This window comes from Pseudoalteromonas sp. NZS71 (assembly GCF_015864715.1).
GTDB lineage: Bacteria > Pseudomonadota > Gammaproteobacteria > Enterobacterales > Alteromonadaceae > Pseudoalteromonas > Pseudoalteromonas arctica.
In genome coordinates, this window is sequence record NZ_JADYWS010000018.1 from 1 (window position 1) to 16,391 (window position 16,391).

At 38.7% G+C, this 16,391-nt stretch carries 12 protein-coding genes and 6 tRNA genes; 8 read left to right on the top strand and 10 right to left on the bottom strand.

The window, feature by feature from the left end; translation table 11 throughout:
- Position 1: 1 nt before the first annotated feature.
- From I6E85_RS12715 to I6E85_RS12745, 7 genes are all read left to right on the top strand, one after another.
- Positions 2-77: transfer RNA gene (locus tag I6E85_RS12715), tRNA-Val, on the top strand.
- A 49-nt stretch (positions 78-126) separates the two neighbouring features.
- A tRNA-Val gene (locus tag I6E85_RS12720) sits at positions 127-202 on the top strand.
- 153 nt (positions 203-355) lie between these two features.
- Positions 356-431: transfer RNA gene (locus I6E85_RS12725), tRNA-Val, on the top strand.
- A gap of 48 nt (positions 432-479) precedes the next feature.
- Positions 480-555 (top strand) — tRNA-Val (locus I6E85_RS12730).
- Between the two features lie 32 nt (positions 556-587).
- A tRNA-Val gene (locus I6E85_RS12735) sits at positions 588-663 on the top strand.
- A 62-nt stretch (positions 664-725) separates the two neighbouring features.
- Positions 726-801, top strand: a tRNA-Val gene (locus tag I6E85_RS12740).
- Between the two features lie 523 nt (positions 802-1,324).
- Positions 1,325-2,971: a tetratricopeptide repeat-containing response regulator gene (locus I6E85_RS12745; protein ID WP_024591593.1), complete on the top strand. Its 1,647-nt coding sequence runs from the start codon at positions 1,325-1,327 to the stop codon at positions 2,969-2,971.
- A gap of 4 nt (positions 2,972-2,975) precedes the next feature.
- Here the strand turns inward: I6E85_RS12745 and msrB are convergent, their stop codons facing one another.
- From msrB to I6E85_RS12795, 10 genes are all read right to left on the bottom strand, one after another.
- Positions 2,976-3,416 (bottom strand): peptide-methionine (R)-S-oxide reductase MsrB, encoded by a 441-nt coding sequence (msrB, locus tag I6E85_RS12750; protein ID WP_007584021.1) that lies wholly within the window; start codon positions 3,414-3,416, stop codon positions 2,976-2,978.
- A 147-nt stretch (positions 3,417-3,563) separates the two neighbouring features.
- Entirely contained in the window at positions 3,564-4,004 is a 441-nt protein-coding gene (locus I6E85_RS12755) for a hypothetical protein (protein WP_024591594.1), read from the bottom strand.
- Between the two features lie 2 nt (positions 4,005-4,006).
- Positions 4,007-4,525: a DUF2919 domain-containing protein gene (locus I6E85_RS12760; RefSeq protein ID WP_007584017.1), complete on the bottom strand. Its 519-nt coding sequence runs from the start codon at positions 4,523-4,525 to the stop codon at positions 4,007-4,009.
- Between the two features lie 10 nt (positions 4,526-4,535).
- Positions 4,536-6,554, bottom strand: coding sequence for an NAD-dependent DNA ligase LigA (gene ligA / locus I6E85_RS12765; RefSeq protein ID WP_024591595.1), 2,019 nt, complete (start codon positions 6,552-6,554; stop codon positions 4,536-4,538).
- Positions 6,555-6,634: 80 nt separating this feature from the next.
- Positions 6,635-7,402 carry a cell division protein ZipA gene (gene zipA, locus I6E85_RS12770; RefSeq protein ID WP_007584012.1) on the bottom strand — a complete coding sequence of 256 codons (768 nt, stop codon included), beginning with the start codon at positions 7,400-7,402 and terminating at the stop codon, positions 6,635-6,637.
- A gap of 73 nt (positions 7,403-7,475) precedes the next feature.
- Positions 7,476-10,868, bottom strand: a complete 3,393-nt coding sequence (locus I6E85_RS12775) for a chromosome segregation SMC family protein (RefSeq protein WP_197236991.1) — start codon at positions 10,866-10,868, stop codon at positions 7,476-7,478.
- 68 nt (positions 10,869-10,936) lie between these two features.
- Entirely contained in the window at positions 10,937-11,668 is a 732-nt protein-coding gene (locus I6E85_RS12780) for an RNA methyltransferase (RefSeq protein ID WP_024591598.1), read from the bottom strand.
- Between the two features lie 75 nt (positions 11,669-11,743).
- Positions 11,744-13,780, bottom strand: a complete 2,037-nt coding sequence (locus I6E85_RS12785) for an FUSC family protein (RefSeq protein ID WP_024591599.1) — start codon at positions 13,778-13,780, stop codon at positions 11,744-11,746.
- 10 nt (positions 13,781-13,790) lie between these two features.
- A complete protein-coding gene (locus I6E85_RS12790; protein ID WP_024591600.1) occupies positions 13,791-14,651 on the bottom strand; it encodes an HlyD family secretion protein in 861 nt (286 codons plus the stop codon).
- 5 nt (positions 14,652-14,656) lie between these two features.
- Positions 14,657-14,860, bottom strand: coding sequence for a DUF1656 domain-containing protein (locus I6E85_RS12795; RefSeq protein ID WP_008171772.1), 204 nt, complete (start codon positions 14,858-14,860; stop codon positions 14,657-14,659).
- A 413-nt stretch (positions 14,861-15,273) separates the two neighbouring features.
- Here I6E85_RS12795 and I6E85_RS12800 point away from each other — a divergent pair, with 413 nt between their 5' ends.
- Positions 15,274-16,383, top strand: a complete 1,110-nt coding sequence (locus tag I6E85_RS12800; protein ID WP_101216160.1) for a YjgN family protein — start codon at positions 15,274-15,276, stop codon at positions 16,381-16,383.
- Positions 16,384-16,391: the final 8 nt, after the last annotated feature.

Genomic DNA, 16,391 nt, shown 5'->3' on the forward strand with positions numbered 1-16,391 from the left:
TGGGTGATTAGCTCAGTTGGGAGAGCATCGCCCTTACAAGGCGAGGGTCACTGGTTCAAGTCCAGTATCACCCACCACATATAAAACCTATTATTATATAATAGTCGTGTTTTAAAATTGTAATATGGGTCGTTAGCTCAGTTGGGAGAGCATCGCCCTTACAAGGCGAGGGTCACTGGTTCAAGTCCAGTACGACCCACCATTCTTAGAATGGTGCATATTACAAGAAAATCTAAATGGGTCGTTAGCTCAGTTAGAAAAAAGAGAACATTACCGCTATTTACAAGTAACGGCGAGGTTCACTGGTTAAAGTCCAGTACTATTTATTTCAATAGTAGCGTTTTAATTTATATGTGGGTGATTAGCTCAGTTGGGAGAGCATCGCCCTTACAAGGCGAGGGTCACTGGTTCAAGTCCAGTATCACCCACCACATATAAACCTATTATTATATCAATAGTCGCGTTTTAAAATTTAATATGGGTCGTTAGCTCAGTTGGGAGAGCATCGCCCTTACAAGGCGAGGGTCACTGGTTCAAGTCCAGTACGACCCACCATTCCTAGAATGGTGCATATTAAAATGTAATTTGGGTGATTAGCTCAGTTGGGAGAGCATCGCCCTTACAAGGCGAGGGTCACTGGTTCAAGTCCAGTATCACCCACCAAATTACATCAAGCGGTTAATTTGATAATAAAGAATTAAATAACAGGCATACCTATTATATGTGGGTGATTAGCTCAGTTGGGAGAGCATCGCCCTTACAAGGCGAGGGTCACTGGTTCAAGTCCAGTATCACCCACCACATATAAATACCATCAGACAACCTCTCTAGTAATAACTCTTTCTTCGCATATTAAATACATTTAAGAACTTTATAAAAACTCAATATATAAATCGTATGTAATTAACTTAGCCGTAAGAAAAAGAGCATCGCCACCCTTTACAAATAATGGCGAGGGTCACTAGTATCAAGCCAAGTAATCACCCACCACATATAAATACCATCAGACAACTCTTTAAATGACAACTTCTCTAGTAATAACTCTTTTCCCATATTAAATACGTTTAACTCCTCTTTTTACCTTAAATACATTTCATATTTTTATTAAAATCTAAATTTCCATATCAAAGCACTCATCAAATATAGCGTTATCAATTTTACTTATTTAGTTTTTAATTATGTTATTCGGCTCAGTACCTTCGTAGTTAGATAAACGTATTAGGCAAAGTTAAGTACCTAATAAATACAGCTATCATTTAAATTCCCTTGTAAGGAGTTAAACTGTTGATTATAGTCTGTGTTAAATACAATTACGCTTAAGCCAATGCCAACTAAGATCTATTCAAAAGCCAAAATACTTATAGTAGAAGAGCAACCACTTGCTCAAAGCTATATGAAACAATCGTTAGAAAGGCTTGGCTTTCGGCAGTTGCGCTTTGCTGATCATGCAAATTCTGCAAAAGAGCAGTGTTTAAGTGAAGAATTTGATCTAATCGTTTGCTCATTCAACTTAAATAAACACCAAGATGGCTACCAGCTTTATGAAGAGTTACGTGTAAAGCAACTCATAAAAAGCTCGACTGGCTTTATTTTTATCTCAGCAGAAACAAGTGGCTCACTCGTTCATAGTGTTCTTGAGCTGCAACCTGATGACTTTTTAGTTAAACCTTTTACAGTACAAGAGCTTAAAATACGCATTGAACGAATCCTAAAGCGTAAACACGACTTACAAACAGTGTATTCATTAATTGATGATGGTAACGATTCAAAAGCTATTAAGTTTATTGATACCGCTCTGGATAAAAAAAATAATAATTACAGCCCTATCCTACTTCGCTTAAAAGGTGATGCCTTACTTCGCTTAAAGCGCGCTCAAGATGCGAAAGACTTTTTTAAGTCTGTTCTCGACATTCAAAAATTTGCTTGGGCAAAAGTAGGCTTAGTAGAAGCACTTATAGCGAATAACGAACATATTTTGGCGCAGCGAATGCTCAAAACAATGTTAGAGCGCCAAGAAACTCGTTTAGTAGCCCTTGATTTGTTGGGCAGATTAGAAATAAAGCTAAATCAATTTGAGCTAGCACAAAGCTTTTTAAGCCAAGCTGCAGAAATTGCACCGCGAAATATCACACGCCAAAAATCGCTAAGTAATGTGTCGCTAATTAATCACGACTACGAAAAAAGCTATTTAACTCAAAAAGATATAGCCACCTTTGCAAAACACTCAATACACGACCACCCCGATGTATATTTGAATGCAGCACGTGCAGGTATCGACTTTGCGCTAACGACTGATCAAACCGATCAAATTCAACGAATTTCTAGGCAAACCAATCAGTACATTAATGATTTAAAAAAACAGTTTCCTAATAATACAAATCAAGCTCAAATTGATGTACTTAATGCACGACTCCATTACTTAAAAGACGAGCATCAAAAAGCGAAAAAGCTAATTGAACAACTTGATGATGACGATACTCATATCCGATCGGTTGATGGCGCACTTGATAAAGCAAAAGCATTTCATGAACTGGGGTTTCATCAAAAGGCGCAAACCTTATTCACACAAATAATTAGCCACTGTGAAAGACATCCCGCAGTTAGCGATACAACTTACTTGCGTTATATTCAGCAGCAACAAAGTGAGCGACGCGATATTAAAATGGGTCCAAAAGAGCTTAATAACCATGCCGTTAGTCAATTTAATAAAGGCCAATTAAATACTGCGTTGGAAGCTTTTACACAGGCGTTTAGAGTCATGCCTCGTAATCAAAGTATCGCACTTAATTTATTACAGTGCCTATTTGATTCAACTAAGCAATCTGGCAGCTCATTTAATATGGATCTTGCTAGAAGGTGCTACGCCCTTCTTGATAAAACTAAATTACAAGCAGATCAGACGCAGCGTTTAGATAAGATTTTGCACATAGCAAAAGAAATGAATTTAGATATTCAAAGCGCTAGTAAATAAAACATTAGAGCTTTTTCATTGATGCGGCATTAACGCAATAACGTAAACCCGTTGGTAATGGACCATCTGGAAAAATATGGCCTAAGTGCGAATCGCACACGTTACAAACCACCTCTATGCGCTCCATACCATGACTTGTATCGCTTACATAGCCAATCGCTTCAATTGTCGCAGGTTGCGTAAATGACGGCCAACCAGTACCACTATCAAACTTCTCATCAGCATCAAACAATAGATTATCACAGCAAATACACACATACTTGCCAGGTTCGAGTAATGTACAACTACCCGAACTACCTGGGCGCTCTGTTCCCTTTTTACGTGTTACGTAATATTCATCTTCTGATAGTTGCATCCGCCACTGCTCGTCAGTTTTGACTACTTTTTTACTTGGGGTAGGATTGCCATTGGTGGCAAAGTTAATAACATCATTCCACTTCAACATAATAGCCTCATTGAATAGTTGATTAGCTATACTTTATAAAGTCATAAAAAGTACGGCTAATTATTACGTTATTTAATACACTAAAGATCAGCTAAGGAGTGTTGACCGTTTAAGACTAAAACTCGTTCAATCTTAAAGGTAATTTTCTTAGCTAAAGGTAATATTTTGTTTTTCTGAGTCGGTAAGTATTCGTTTAATAAAACTATCTAGCTCTGCTTTTTTTACAGGTAAACTAACACTCATTTGGCGCTCGTTATTACTGTAAATTATTAGCCCATCATCCTTTGTCGTTATACGTTCAATACTCTCAATAACTAACCAATCTGGACCGTGCTTTTTATCAAAAAATCCCATCAAACTAAAAAGTAATAAGTGTTGGGCGTCTCGCTGAATAAAATCCTCTAACCTGTTTCTTGATTTAAATAAAGGCGTTAACCGATAAACGCTTGAGCAAAAAACAAATACCCATAACCCAAATAACGCTTTAAACCACATAAACTCTAAAAGCTCAGTGCTAATCATTAAAATAATAAGCACAAAGCCTATTATCGATATAGCTATCGCTATTTTTCTATTTACGGCGTCCACAACTAATCCCTTTTAAGTCGCTTTTTTTCTTCTGATGCCTTTTCTGTCGGCTCAGGCCAATCATTAAAGAAAACAGTTAAATAGCGGCTTTTCACCAAATACCATAATACCCATAAAACAATCATCATTTGTACTGCTAAAAATGATGAAAATCGATAATGGCTATGCGCTGCTTGAACACTTAACCATGTTAAATCAACAACTGCACATAAAATAAGAGGCCAGCGCATATGTCGCCATATTCTTGCTAACCTGTTGCTTGCACTGTGTGAATCTCGTGGTCTGCGTAAACAAAATAAAATAGTCGGTATTATTGCAATACTTCCAATCGTTATTGCGATAAAAAAATCATTTTTATTTTTAAAAAATAATGACATTAAATCTAGTTCAGGCCTGCGGCTTAAAGCCGCAATAACCCAAATAAAATAACTGCGTAATAGCACAAGCACACTTAAATGAAATGCAATAGGCGTACGGTAACTTCCGTACTTATCCCAGTATTCTGGCCCATATCGGCTCATTGTCATTTTCCTAACCGTTATGCTTTATAAGCAACTCAATTAATTCATCTTCAGTTAGTATGTCTATGCCTAGGTCTTGTGCCTTTGTTAGTTTTGAACCTGCTTTTTCACCCGCCACTAACGCATCTGTTTTAGCCGATACGCTACCAGACACCTTGGCACCAAGTTGTTGTAATCGTGCTTTTGCATCATTGCGATTAAGTGTATTAAGTGTACCTGTAAGTACATATGTAAGCCCAGCGAGCGGCTGTTCTTCCTCAGAAGGTGCGCTCAACGCTGGCCAGTTTACACCTTGATCTATCAGCGCATTAACAACTGCTAAATTATGTTCTTCATCAAAAAAGCCACGAACATGAGCAGCTACTATTTCGCCTACATCACTTACTTGCGTTAAACTATCAATGCTGGCATTTATTACATTTTCAAGGGTTAGAAAGTGATTAGCTAAATTTTGTGCTGTCGCCTCCCCGGCTTCTCGAATACCTAATGAATATAAAAACTTAGCAAGCGTAGTGCCTTTAGCCTCTTCAAGTGCTGTTACTAAGTTTTTAGCTGACTTAGGTCCCATACGTTCAAGTGACTCAAAATGCCCCTGTTTTAAAATAAACAAATCAGCAGGCGTTTTTATAAGTTCTCTATCGACTAACTGATCAACAATCTTATCGCCAAGACCATCTATATCCAGCGCTTTGCGCGAAGCAAAGTGCTTAATAGCTTGCTTACGCTGTGCAGGACATACAAGTCCACCCGTACAACGGGCTACAGCTTCGCCTTCAACCTTTTCAACATGAGAATCACAGATTGGGCAAGTCGTCGGGAATTCAATATCTCTGGCATCATCAGGTCTGCGTTCAAGTACAACTTGTGTTATTTGTGGGATTACATCACCTGCACGCCGAATAATAACCGTATCCCCCACTTTTACACCTAAACGTGCAACTTCATCACTGTTATGCAGTGTTGCATTTGATACGGTAACGCCACCCACAAAAACAGGCTTCAAACGTGCAACAGGTGTAATGGCGCCAGTACGACCGACTTGAAAATCAACATCAAGTAGTTGGGTTATTTCCTCTTGTGCCGGAAATTTATACGCAATAGCCCAACGAGGTGCGCGAGCTACAAAGCCTAAGCGCTCTTGTAAGGCTTTTTCATTTATTTTAATTACTACGCCATCAATTTCGTATTTAAGTGAGCTACGGCGCGTTAAAATATCGCTGTAGTACTCAAGCGCGGCTTTTGGACCTTCAACTAATTTTGTTTCTGGGCACAGAGGTAAACCCCAATCAGTCAACTTTTCTAATTGCTGATAATGATCCTGGGGAATATTGCCATCGGCAACAAGCCCAGTGCTATATGCGTAAAACATGAGTGGGCGCTTAGCGGTAATTTTAGAGTCGAGTTGTCGTAAGCTACCGGCTGCTGCATTACGTGGGTTAACAAATACTTTATCGCCACGCTTTTCTGCTTCAGTATTTAGTTTGTCAAAACCTGCGCTATCCATAAATACTTCGCCGCGCACTTCAAGCTCTTTCGGATAATCGCCACGTAACTTAAGCGGTACATTACGAATTGTTTTTACATTTTGAGTAATGTTTTCACCGGTAAAACCATCACCTCGAGTCGCTGCTTGTACAAGCACACCATCACGATAAATAATTGATACAGCTAAACCATCAAGTTTTGGCTCACAACAAAAAGTAAGCTCATCAGTACTCATTAAACGCTCTTTTATACGGCGATTAAACGCAGTGAATTCTTCTTCACTAAAGGCGTTATCAAGTGAGAGCATGGGTACTTGGTGCGCTACTTGTTCAAATTTACTAAGTGCTGCACCGCCTACTTTTTGTGTAGGTGAGTCGGCGGTTAAAAATTCAGGATGCTCGGTTTCAAGTGCGCTTAGTTCGCGTAATAACCTATCGTATTCAGAATCAGGAATACTGGGGGTGTCGAGCACATAATAATTATAGTTGTGTTGCTCTAATGTAGTACGAAGATGATTAACTTGCTCACTAATGCTGCTAGACATTTAAACCTCAATAAACATAAAAAAAGCCACTTTGACGATTCACCGTCCAGTGGCTTATAAAAATATAATATATGCGTTATTTACGCTGAAAAAGAACGAACCTGCTCAACATATTGTCTTACGCGATCTACTGTCATTTCATTTCGCTCAGCATCTAAAATTTGCGCACCAAATTCATCCGCTAACTTTTTAGCTGCGCTGTGCAACATATTAAATGCAGCTAGACCATCGCCGTCGCACGGTAACGTCATAAATAAGCTTACCCCTGCGGTACTAAACTGTTCCATATTATCAATATCAAACGTACCTGGGTTGTACATATTTACTAATCTAAATAAAACAGGGCCTTGACCAGCCGGATCTAAATGGCGATTAAAAAAGCCTTCCTCAGAATATTTAAAACCTAAAGTGTTAACTGCTGGCAATAATTTACTGCCCTGCATACTAAGCTCTTCTGGCATTTGAATATGTACAATAACAAAGTCAGACATTTGGGCAGGTGCTTCTTCAGCGCTTTGCTCTTTTGCTTCTAGGTCATCAACTATTTCTAGGTCATCTTCAATCGGCACTTCTGGCACGCTTGTATCTATTTGCGGCTCATTTGCATCAAAGTTAAGCTCGCCAAACTGTGGCTCATCACGTTCGTTTTGCATTGGCTCTTTTGGCTCAGCCTCAGTTCGAAACGGTTTAGATGAAGCTGATGCGCTTTCTTGTAATGGTTCAACCCGCTCGTTATCAGATACTTCTGGGCGGTCTTTTTTTCTCACAGACCACAATCCATGTATTAATAAACCACCAATGACAACTACACTGATAATGATTAAAACCCATCTTAATTGTTCGGCCATCCCCTCACCTTTTATTATTTGATATGCCTAAAACCTGTATATTAATTAAAAATAATACACTTGTTATAAAAATTTATGCATGTGCAAGTTGCACAGCCTGCTCTATATCTACAGCAACCATACGCGATACGCCAGGTTCTGCCATAGTAACACCGGTTAATCTACCAGCCATTTCCATCGCAATTTTATTATGACTAATATAAATAAACTGCACTGATTGTGACATTTCTTCAACCAAACGGCAAAAACGCACAACGTTGGCATCATCCAATGGTGCATCTACTTCGTCCAGCATACAGAAAGGAGCTGGATTGAGCCTGAATATAGAAAACACTAATGATAATGCGGTCAGCGCTTTTTCTCCACCACTTAACAAATGAATTGTTGAATTTTTCTTACCCGGTGGTCTTGCCATTATACTAACACCACTTTCGAGTAAATCGTCACTGGTTAATTCTAAATACGCACTACCACCACCAAAAACTTTAGGAAATAGCTCTGCAAAGTCTTCGTTAACTTGATCGAACGTCGCTTTAAAGCGTGTTTTGGTCTCACTATCAATTTTACGAATTGCACCTTCAAGGGTACTTAACGCTTTTGTTAAATCATCTAATTGATTATCAAGATAATCACTACGAGCTTTAGCTAAATCAAACTCTTCTATTGCCGCTAAGTTTACTGCACCTAATTTATCTAACTGATTAGTAAATCCGGTTAACTGATTTTGCGCTGCACTTAAATTCAATGAATCAGGTAATTCATCAAGTATTGCTTTTAAGCTTTGCTTTAGCTCTTCTAATGGTTCGAGCGCAACTTGCGCTTTTATTAGTAAGCTTTGCTCTTCAATTGTTAGCTTTTGATGCTGCTCTTGCAAGCCCACCAGCTCACCTTGTGAGTTTTTAAGACTTGCTTGCTTGCTATTTAAACTTTCTTTAGCGTGAGCTAATTCTTTTTGTAGCATTACCAGGGCCTGCTCACCTTTTTGATGCTGTACTAAAAACTGCGTTATTTTATCGCTAAGCTCTTGCTCTGGTATAAGCAGTTCTTCTATTTCATTGAGTAATTCTTGTGCACCTTCAGATGCACTAACGTGCTCTTGCTCTGCATGGCTCAATTTGGTTTGGCTTAACTGCCATTCACTGCGTGCCTTTTGCTCTGAGAGCGTTGCCTTATGCGCTTGCGTTTTATATTGCTCAAGCATGCTTAATGCTTCGCTATAACTTTTATCACTTTGTGAGCGCAGGCTATTTGCAGCGTCTAACTCATCCGTTAAGTTGAGTTGCTGCTCATTTAACACTTCAAATTGCTCTGTTTGCTCATCAAGCACGGTATTTAATTGCAAAAGCTGGGTGGTTAATTGCTGTTTTTTTTGCTGTAGCTTTTCTAGTTGCAGCTTAAAGTGCGCTACTTGCTGTTTAAGCATATCGCTGCGTGTACCGGCTACTGCTATATTTTGCGCAAGCTCATGTATGGCTTCTTTTAGCTCGCTTTGCTCGTTAATTAACTTTATTTGATCAGCTGTATGTTCATCACGAGTGTGTGTTACTTGTTTTAGCTCATCCTCGGCATTGGTTAACTGCTGAGCTTTATCCTGCAACTGCTTATGTTTTAAAAGCAATGAGTTTTCGGCATTTCGATCGGCACTTACATGCCAGTTACGACCATATAAAGCACCGTTTTTATCCATAACGGCTGTATAATAAGCATCTTTTAAGAGCGTTAGATCACCGCTCTCGCTATAAGCAATGCGCGTTAAATGATCTGGGTACACGCCGCTTGTTATTAATGCCGCTAAGCTATTTTCAGCAATGTGCTTACCACTAATTGGCCACACACTATTATCAGCTTGCTGCTCACTTACATTTAAGTGCTCTAGCGATTTAAGTGCTTGCTCTATTAAGGGCTCAAAGCCTTCTTTAACACTTAGCTGATTAAACAAACCATTAGTACTTTCACTTTCTTCATCAAGCCCTAATGTACTTTTAAGCCCCGTTATACTGGCTTTTAACTCATTTATTGTTTGAGTAAGCGTCGAATATTGCTTTTGTGAGTTATTAACACGCTCATTTTGCACTTCAAGCTTAGCACTGCACTGCGTGTGCGCTGTTTGTTTAGCGGCAAGTTCTTGGGTTAATGTTTGTGTTTGCTGCGTTAATTGTTGTTCTACATCGCTACTTTGTAAGTCAGTAAGCTGCGCATTTAACTGATCAATTTGCTCGTTAACGTGGCTTATTTGCTGCTGAGTTTGTTTAATGTGACTGCTATGCAGTTGCGCATTATTATTAAGTTGCTGCTGTTGCTCACACAAAGTTTGCCAGTGTGTATTGTGGCGCTGCTTCAGTGCTAATAATTCCTCAAGCTCATGCGTTAACTTCCTTACTTGCTCTTCGCACATTAACGCGTTTTCACTTGCCTCTTGCAGGGTTTCATTTAGTTGCTCGCACACAATTTGCTGCTGCGTTTTAACTTCAGTGCTATGGGTTTGGCGTTGCTGTAATTTAATTAAATTTTGTTTAAGCGTTTGAGTTTGTTGCTTTACATTTATTTGCTGTTGCTCAGCGCGGGTAAGCTCGGTGTGTATTACATGTTGCTGATGTTGTGCATCGCTTAGTTTATCTTGCTGAGCTTGTACTTGCCCTTCTAAGCTTGCAAGTACATCGTCATGCCCTGAGTTAGCAGTTTTAAAAAACGAAATTTGATCGTTCAGTTTTTTAATTAGAGTACTTTTTTCAAGTTGTTGCTGATGTAACTTTTGCCATTTTAAAACCGCAATTTGCCCTTTTAACGTTCGCTCTTGCGCTTTTAACTCGCGGTATTTTTTTGCATCAACCGACTGCACAGCCAATTTATCTAACTGGCTTTGCAGCTCTTTACGCACATCTAACAAACGCTCAAGGTTTTCGCGGGTGCTTTTAATGCGTGTTTGTGTTTCGCGGCGGCGCTCTTTGTATTTAGAAACACCAGCAGCTTCTTCTAAAAATACGCGTAATTCTTGTGGTTTACTTTCTATTAAGCGCGAGATCATCCCTTGCTCAATAATTGCGTAACTACGCGGACCAAGACCTGTACCTAAAAATATATCGGTAATATCACGCTTACGGCATTTACTGCCATTTAAAAAGTACAGCGATAGCCCGTCGCGCGTTACTAAGCGTTTAATGGCAATTTGGTTTCTGTCGGCAAATGTGTTTGAAGGACTACCTTTATCGTTATCAAAAACAAGCTCTACAGAAGCTTGTGATATGGCTTTACGATTAGTTGAGCCATTAAAAATAACGTCGGTCATGGCATCGCCACGCAGGTTTTTAGCAGAGCTTTCACCTAGCACCCATCGTACTGCATCAATAACGTTAGATTTGCCACAGCCATTAGGGCCTACAACACACGTCATTTGATCAGGAAATGGAATTTTAGTGGGCTCTACAAACGATTTAAAGCCCGCTAATTTAATAGTGCTTAAGCGCATCTTATTGTTATTACCAATTTATTATTGTTATTTGTCATAAACAATTTAACCCATAATTTACTAATAGATTAAGCTTGTCGTTTAAAGTTATCTAAAATAATACCGGTCGCCATTGCAACATTAAGTGACTCTGCACCACCAAAAGCGGGAATGGTTATTTTATTGGTCACTAACTTTGCACATGTCTCGCGTATACCATGCGACTCACTGCCCATTAGCAAAACGCCTGAGCCCGTAAATTGGGTTTTATGTACACTTTGTCCATCTAAAAAAGCACCGTAAACAGGTAAATTTAAAGACTGTAAGTAATCAGGTAAATCTACTTGGCTTACCGATACCCTTACAAACGAGCCCATTGTGGCGCTAATTGTTTTAGGGTTGTAAGCGTCTGCGCTGTCGGTGCTAGTTACTATATGTTTAATACCGTACCAATCGGCTACTCTAATTATAGTGCCTAAATTACCAGGGTCTGATACGCCATCAAGCGCGAGTATTAAGCCATTTGCTTGTGGTAAAGCCGCCTTTGGCATATCAACAATAGCAATGGCTGCATTATTGCTAACTAATGTGCTCGCTTTAGTGAGGGTTTCTTCATCCGCTTCAATAAAATTAGCGTGCTGATACTCACTTTGGTACGCATTTATAAATTCGTTTGTAGCAAAAATATTAACCGCATTTAATGGGCTGTTTAATAACTCAAGTACGTTTTTTTCACCTTGTACAAGGTATTGATTATATTGCTTTCGGTACTTTTTTTGGCCAAGTTGGCGAATAAGTTTGAGTTGGTTTTTTGAAATCATAACAGCCCCATAAAATTGTCCATCAAGTATAACAGATTTCGTTATAACATCTGAACTCGAAAGCAGCGAATGGGGTTAATTTATCTTGCTGGCACTTCTTTCAAAGGTCAGATTAATGCGAATAAACATCCCTTTTATCGCTTCTAATTGATTTGAATCACCAACAGATGCGGCTAATTCGTTATAAAGATTATCAGACGCTTGCTTAAAGTTTTCATCAAACTTACCTTTGGTAGCCAGCATAAATGCATCAGCCAACGTGCGTTGCCACTCATTTAAGTATTTTAGCTTTGTGTCACCAGCAAGGTTTTCGCAAATTGAGTTTAATCGCACTGAAGCATGCCCTAAGTTTAGACCGGTAAGAGCCATATCGGTAATAGCGCGTGAGTGTGAGCCCTGATCGTAATTAGTTAAGCGGATTAACCTATCTGCCATGCGGTGGTTGTACCAAATACTCGGAGTTTGATGGGTATTTATTTCGAGTAAATCTTTATAGGTAGCCTTAAAAACACGATGAACAAGTAACTGAACACTTGGTCCTGTAAATAACTGAAAAATCCAAAATAAAATACTCACGCCAGCAAAAATAGCGATTGCAGAGCTGAGTGTATAATCAATTGAAAATGCTAGGCTCATATCCATGCTGGGTCTAACCAAAATAGTAAATGGAATACAAAACCCTAAGCCGTATGGCAGCGTTTGTTGATCAGCGAGTAACAGCAAACCCAAAAAATACGGACCAGCTAATACAAGCAATAATATTTCTAATTGCCCTCCACTTTGCGACAGTAAATTTAACGCATAAAAAATAGTTACAAAAGTGGCAACAATTATACCTGCCAATAAACGTTTAATTACAACCTGTAAAATAGCCAAGGGTATTCGCGCCAGCATTATCGAAAATATGACCGGTAAAATCATAATTAATAATGCAGCTGAAGAACCAGTATTAATCCAAATAAATGCGCCGATAGAAAACACCAAAGCAGTTCTAAATCCAACAATAATGCCAGCTAATGGGTCACGATATGTAAGCATACTGGGTGCATTTAATAATGTTTTATCGCGTTGTTCTAAAGCTCTGTATGCGCGTAGTAAAATTGTTAAGTCGGCTGCCACTTCTAAACTCACATTGAGCATGTGAGATTCAAATGGCGAATCACACACCGTATTTGCTCTATAGTCGGTTAGCTCTTTACGCAGCGTTTTAACTTGTTCGGCGCAGTAATCAAAATCGTCAGATTCTTTAATTTGCGCGAATACGTGTTTAAGTTTACTTATTAATTTGTCTAATGTGGGAGTAATAAGGTCAGCGTGGTTTCGTTGCAGACGACCAATTATTTGAATTGAAGCCAGTAAAGAAAGCACTTTTTGCGACAATTGATTTGCAGCACGTGAGCGCCCTGGACCTTTTGGTCCTTCGTACCTTACTGCGCTGGAGTCTTCGTTTATAGATCCTAATGTTGCCATAATGCCATCAATTTGCTGATGGCGATTTTCGTGCGAGCCTTTAGAATCAAGCTCAGTTACTAAATAATCTAACGTTTGGTTTATAACCGACCGCGCTTGTACTTGCAGTAAGTGTTTAACTTTTACAGGCCAAAACAAATGGCTCACAAGCCCTGCACATATTGAGCCTATTACTATTTCACTCACGCGCGCTTGTGCAATATCAAATATGCTTTGACTGCTTACCATTGCCGGAGTAACCATCACTAAAAGCACTATAATAGCGGCTGTTACACCTGCCATAGCAAACGCATAAACAAAGTTTGCTTGGCGTACCATTGCCGATAACGCAGAGTTTACCCCCAACCATAATGCAAGTGCACCGAGCGCTAAATAAGGGTAAAGAATTAGCTGAGTTAAAAGCAATATGCCAAATAAACCACCCACTATGGTGCCTATTATTTGGCAAATTGCTTTTTCAATAACTAATCCGCTTTGCGGGCGTAATTGCAAAAATATAGCCGAGACTAACGCCCAATAAGGTCTTTCAAGATTAAGCCACATAGCAATAGTAAGCGCCATTACCATGGCTATAACGCCCTTAGTCGCAAAAATAATTGCCTGTTTTTTAGGAAAAAACAAATTTTGTAATACAACGCCCACTGTCTTCCCCTTAACGTGTAGCGAGATGTATTGTGGCGGTCATTCCTGCGCTTAACAGTGTATCTTCGGGCAATGAATCTAACTTAATATCAACAGGAATACGTTGTGATAAGCGCACCCAATTAAATGTTTGTTGCACTTGCGGTAAAAGTTGTCCGTTACTTTGTGTATTCGTATTTGCAATTGCTTTACCTACACTCACTACATGCCCTGTTAATTGCTTACCACCACTTAAAAGCGCTATTTTAGCTTTTTGATCAGGATAAATAAGCGGTATTTTACTCTCTTCAAAGTAACCTGTTACGTAAAACGAATCTAACCGCACAATAGCAAACACAGGGGTGCCTTGAGCTACATAGTTACCTTGGCGTAAATTCAGATTAATTATTTGCCCCGATGCAGGTGCAACAATTTTAGTTCTATCAACATTTAATTGCGCAATTGTTTGCTCTGTTTTAGCTAGGTTATAATTTGCCTCAGCAATTTTAGTATTGATACGTGTTGATTCTAGCGTTTCTTCACTTATTGCCTGTTGAGTGTTTAGCTCAACACGTCTTTCGTATTTATGTTTAGCAAGCTCCCATGTATATAGCGTATTTTCTGTATTGGCTTTACTTTTATCAAGCGCTGCTTGGTAACGCTTTTGATCGACATTAAAAAGTACTTCGCCTTTTTGTACGTTTTGACCATCTTTAATGTTTAAAGCAGTCACCCAACCCGATACGTCTGGAGCAACTGTAACTATGTCTGCTCGAATGCGACCATCGCGCGTCCAAGGAGTATGCATGTAGTCAGTCCATACCCAACGCCCAGCAAAAACCGCAGCTATAACAACCAAGATAGTAAAAGTAATACGCAGATATTTAATCATTCAATTTATCTTCCACTTAGTAAATAGACGGCCAGTGCCAAGTAACAAACAAATAGTGACACTTCAAACCAAGCCACTTTCCAAATACGGTCATGCCAATCTAGTCGATGCAAAGCAAAACGAGTCAGCGCTGTTAAAATAAACGCAATTGGGAAATAAACAATCAGCGGGCTAAATTCTAATCCCCCTAGCACGACTGCTTGAAACATAATAAATATCCTAATGTTATTTAAAGCGGTGATAAAAGCTGTAAAACCTAAATAAATTTACATCCCTACTACTCTTACAATCTATTATTTTGGCATATAAATCAATTAGCTTAATTGTACGTAGGTGTGCTTAATACATAATTAATGCCATTACATTTAATTAATGCCATTACATTTAAGCAGCATTAACTATGTATAGTAGCTAAATCGCATATTAAAAAGCTAAAGATCCCAGTTACCAGCCAAATAAATAAAACCAGCGAGGTTTATTTATAAAAAAGTATTAGAGTATTTAACTCAATACTTAAAACGCCTATTTATAGCTGTTTACAGAAGGGTGAGATAATTATAAACATTGAATTTTGCACTAAAAATGGGTAAATTAACAAAAAAACAACATGGATATAATTTTAATGGAATCAATACACCCTACCCCATCTGAAACAACCCCACCAATAAATGAGCCTGCTGAACCAATTTTTAGCGGAAAAGTGCAGTTTAGTGGTAAAGGCGGTGAGTTTTTTGGAATTTGGATCGTAAATATATTACTTAGCGTTATTACGCTTGGCATATACTCAGCATGGGCTAAAGTACGTACGCATCGCTATTTTTACGGCCACACCCGTATAAATGGTCATAGCTTTGACTACCTAGCAACGCCAATACAAATTTTAAAAGGTCGGATTTTAGCGGTTATTGTATTTTTTATTTATACATTTTCTATTAGCTTTATGCCTATTTTAGGCCTGTTTATTGCTCTTGGTTTTATCTTTTTAATGCCATGGATTATTAACCAAGGTTTACGTTTTAATCTGCGTATGACCCGCCATCGTAATGTTCGCTTTGCTTTTAAAGGCAGCTATGGCGAAGCCTTTGTTAACTTTATACTTTTACCTATTGCCAGCATATTTACGCTTTATTTATTAATGCCTTACGTTATAAAACGTATTGATAGCTATATCCATAGCAATATTAGTTATGGCGACAAACCGCTTACTGTAAATCTAAAAGGCGAAACCTATTACTTAACAGCGCTTATTTGCTTTGTAGTGAGCTCTATCACCATGGTGGTATTTATGGGGATTTTAGGATTATTTGGCCTCAACTTAGTAGATATTGAAAATCAACAAAATTTAGAAAACTCTGCAGCTATGGTTATGCTTCCTATCTTTATGATGATTGCCTACGTGCTAATGATTGCCATTGTTTCTGCTGTATGGCACGCCGCTATTAGAAATCACATTTTTGATAACAGCTATTTTGAAGGCGTTGCTACATTTAAATCAGAGCTAAAACCAATTCCTTTCGCTGTTTTACTATTAACTAATATGTTGGCTATTGTATTTTCTTTAGGCCTTGCATACCCATGGACAAAAGTACGTACATCAAAAATGCTCGCTGATGTAACTAACGTCACTATTTATCCTGGTGCATTAAACCTAATTGATACCGCGCAAGAACAGCAATCATCATTTGCTGAGGAAGCTGCAAACGTATTTGATATTGACCTTTCTCTAACTTAAGAGCTCAC

What these genes read in the sequence shown, in the direction of transcription:
- I6E85_RS12745 (WP_024591593.1), top strand. Translation starts at nt 1,325, where the DNA reads ATGCCAACTAAGATCTATTCAAAAGCCAAAATACTTATAGTAGAAGAG.
- msrB (WP_007584021.1), bottom strand. Translation starts at nt 3,416, where the DNA reads ATGTTGAAGTGGAATGATGTTATTAACTTTGCCACCAATGGCAATCCT.
- I6E85_RS12760 (WP_007584017.1), bottom strand. Translation starts at nt 4,525, where the DNA reads ATGAGCCGATATGGGCCAGAATACTGGGATAAGTACGGAAGTTACCGT.
- ligA (WP_024591595.1), bottom strand. Translation starts at nt 6,554, where the DNA reads ATGTCTAGCAGCATTAGTGAGCAAGTTAATCATCTTCGTACTACATTA.
- zipA (WP_007584012.1), bottom strand. Translation starts at nt 7,402, where the DNA reads ATGGCCGAACAATTAAGATGGGTTTTAATCATTATCAGTGTAGTTGTC.
- I6E85_RS12775 (WP_197236991.1), bottom strand. Translation starts at nt 10,868, where the DNA reads ATGCGCTTAAGCACTATTAAATTAGCGGGCTTTAAATCGTTTGTAGAG.
- I6E85_RS12780 (WP_024591598.1), bottom strand. Translation starts at nt 11,668, where the DNA reads ATGATTTCAAAAAACCAACTCAAACTTATTCGCCAACTTGGCCAAAAA.
- I6E85_RS12790 (WP_024591600.1), bottom strand. Translation starts at nt 14,651, where the DNA reads ATGATTAAATATCTGCGTATTACTTTTACTATCTTGGTTGTTATAGCT.
- I6E85_RS12795 (WP_008171772.1), bottom strand. Translation starts at nt 14,860, where the DNA reads ATGTTTCAAGCAGTCGTGCTAGGGGGATTAGAATTTAGCCCGCTGATT.
- I6E85_RS12800 (WP_101216160.1), top strand. Translation starts at nt 15,274, where the DNA reads ATGGAATCAATACACCCTACCCCATCTGAAACAACCCCACCAATAAAT.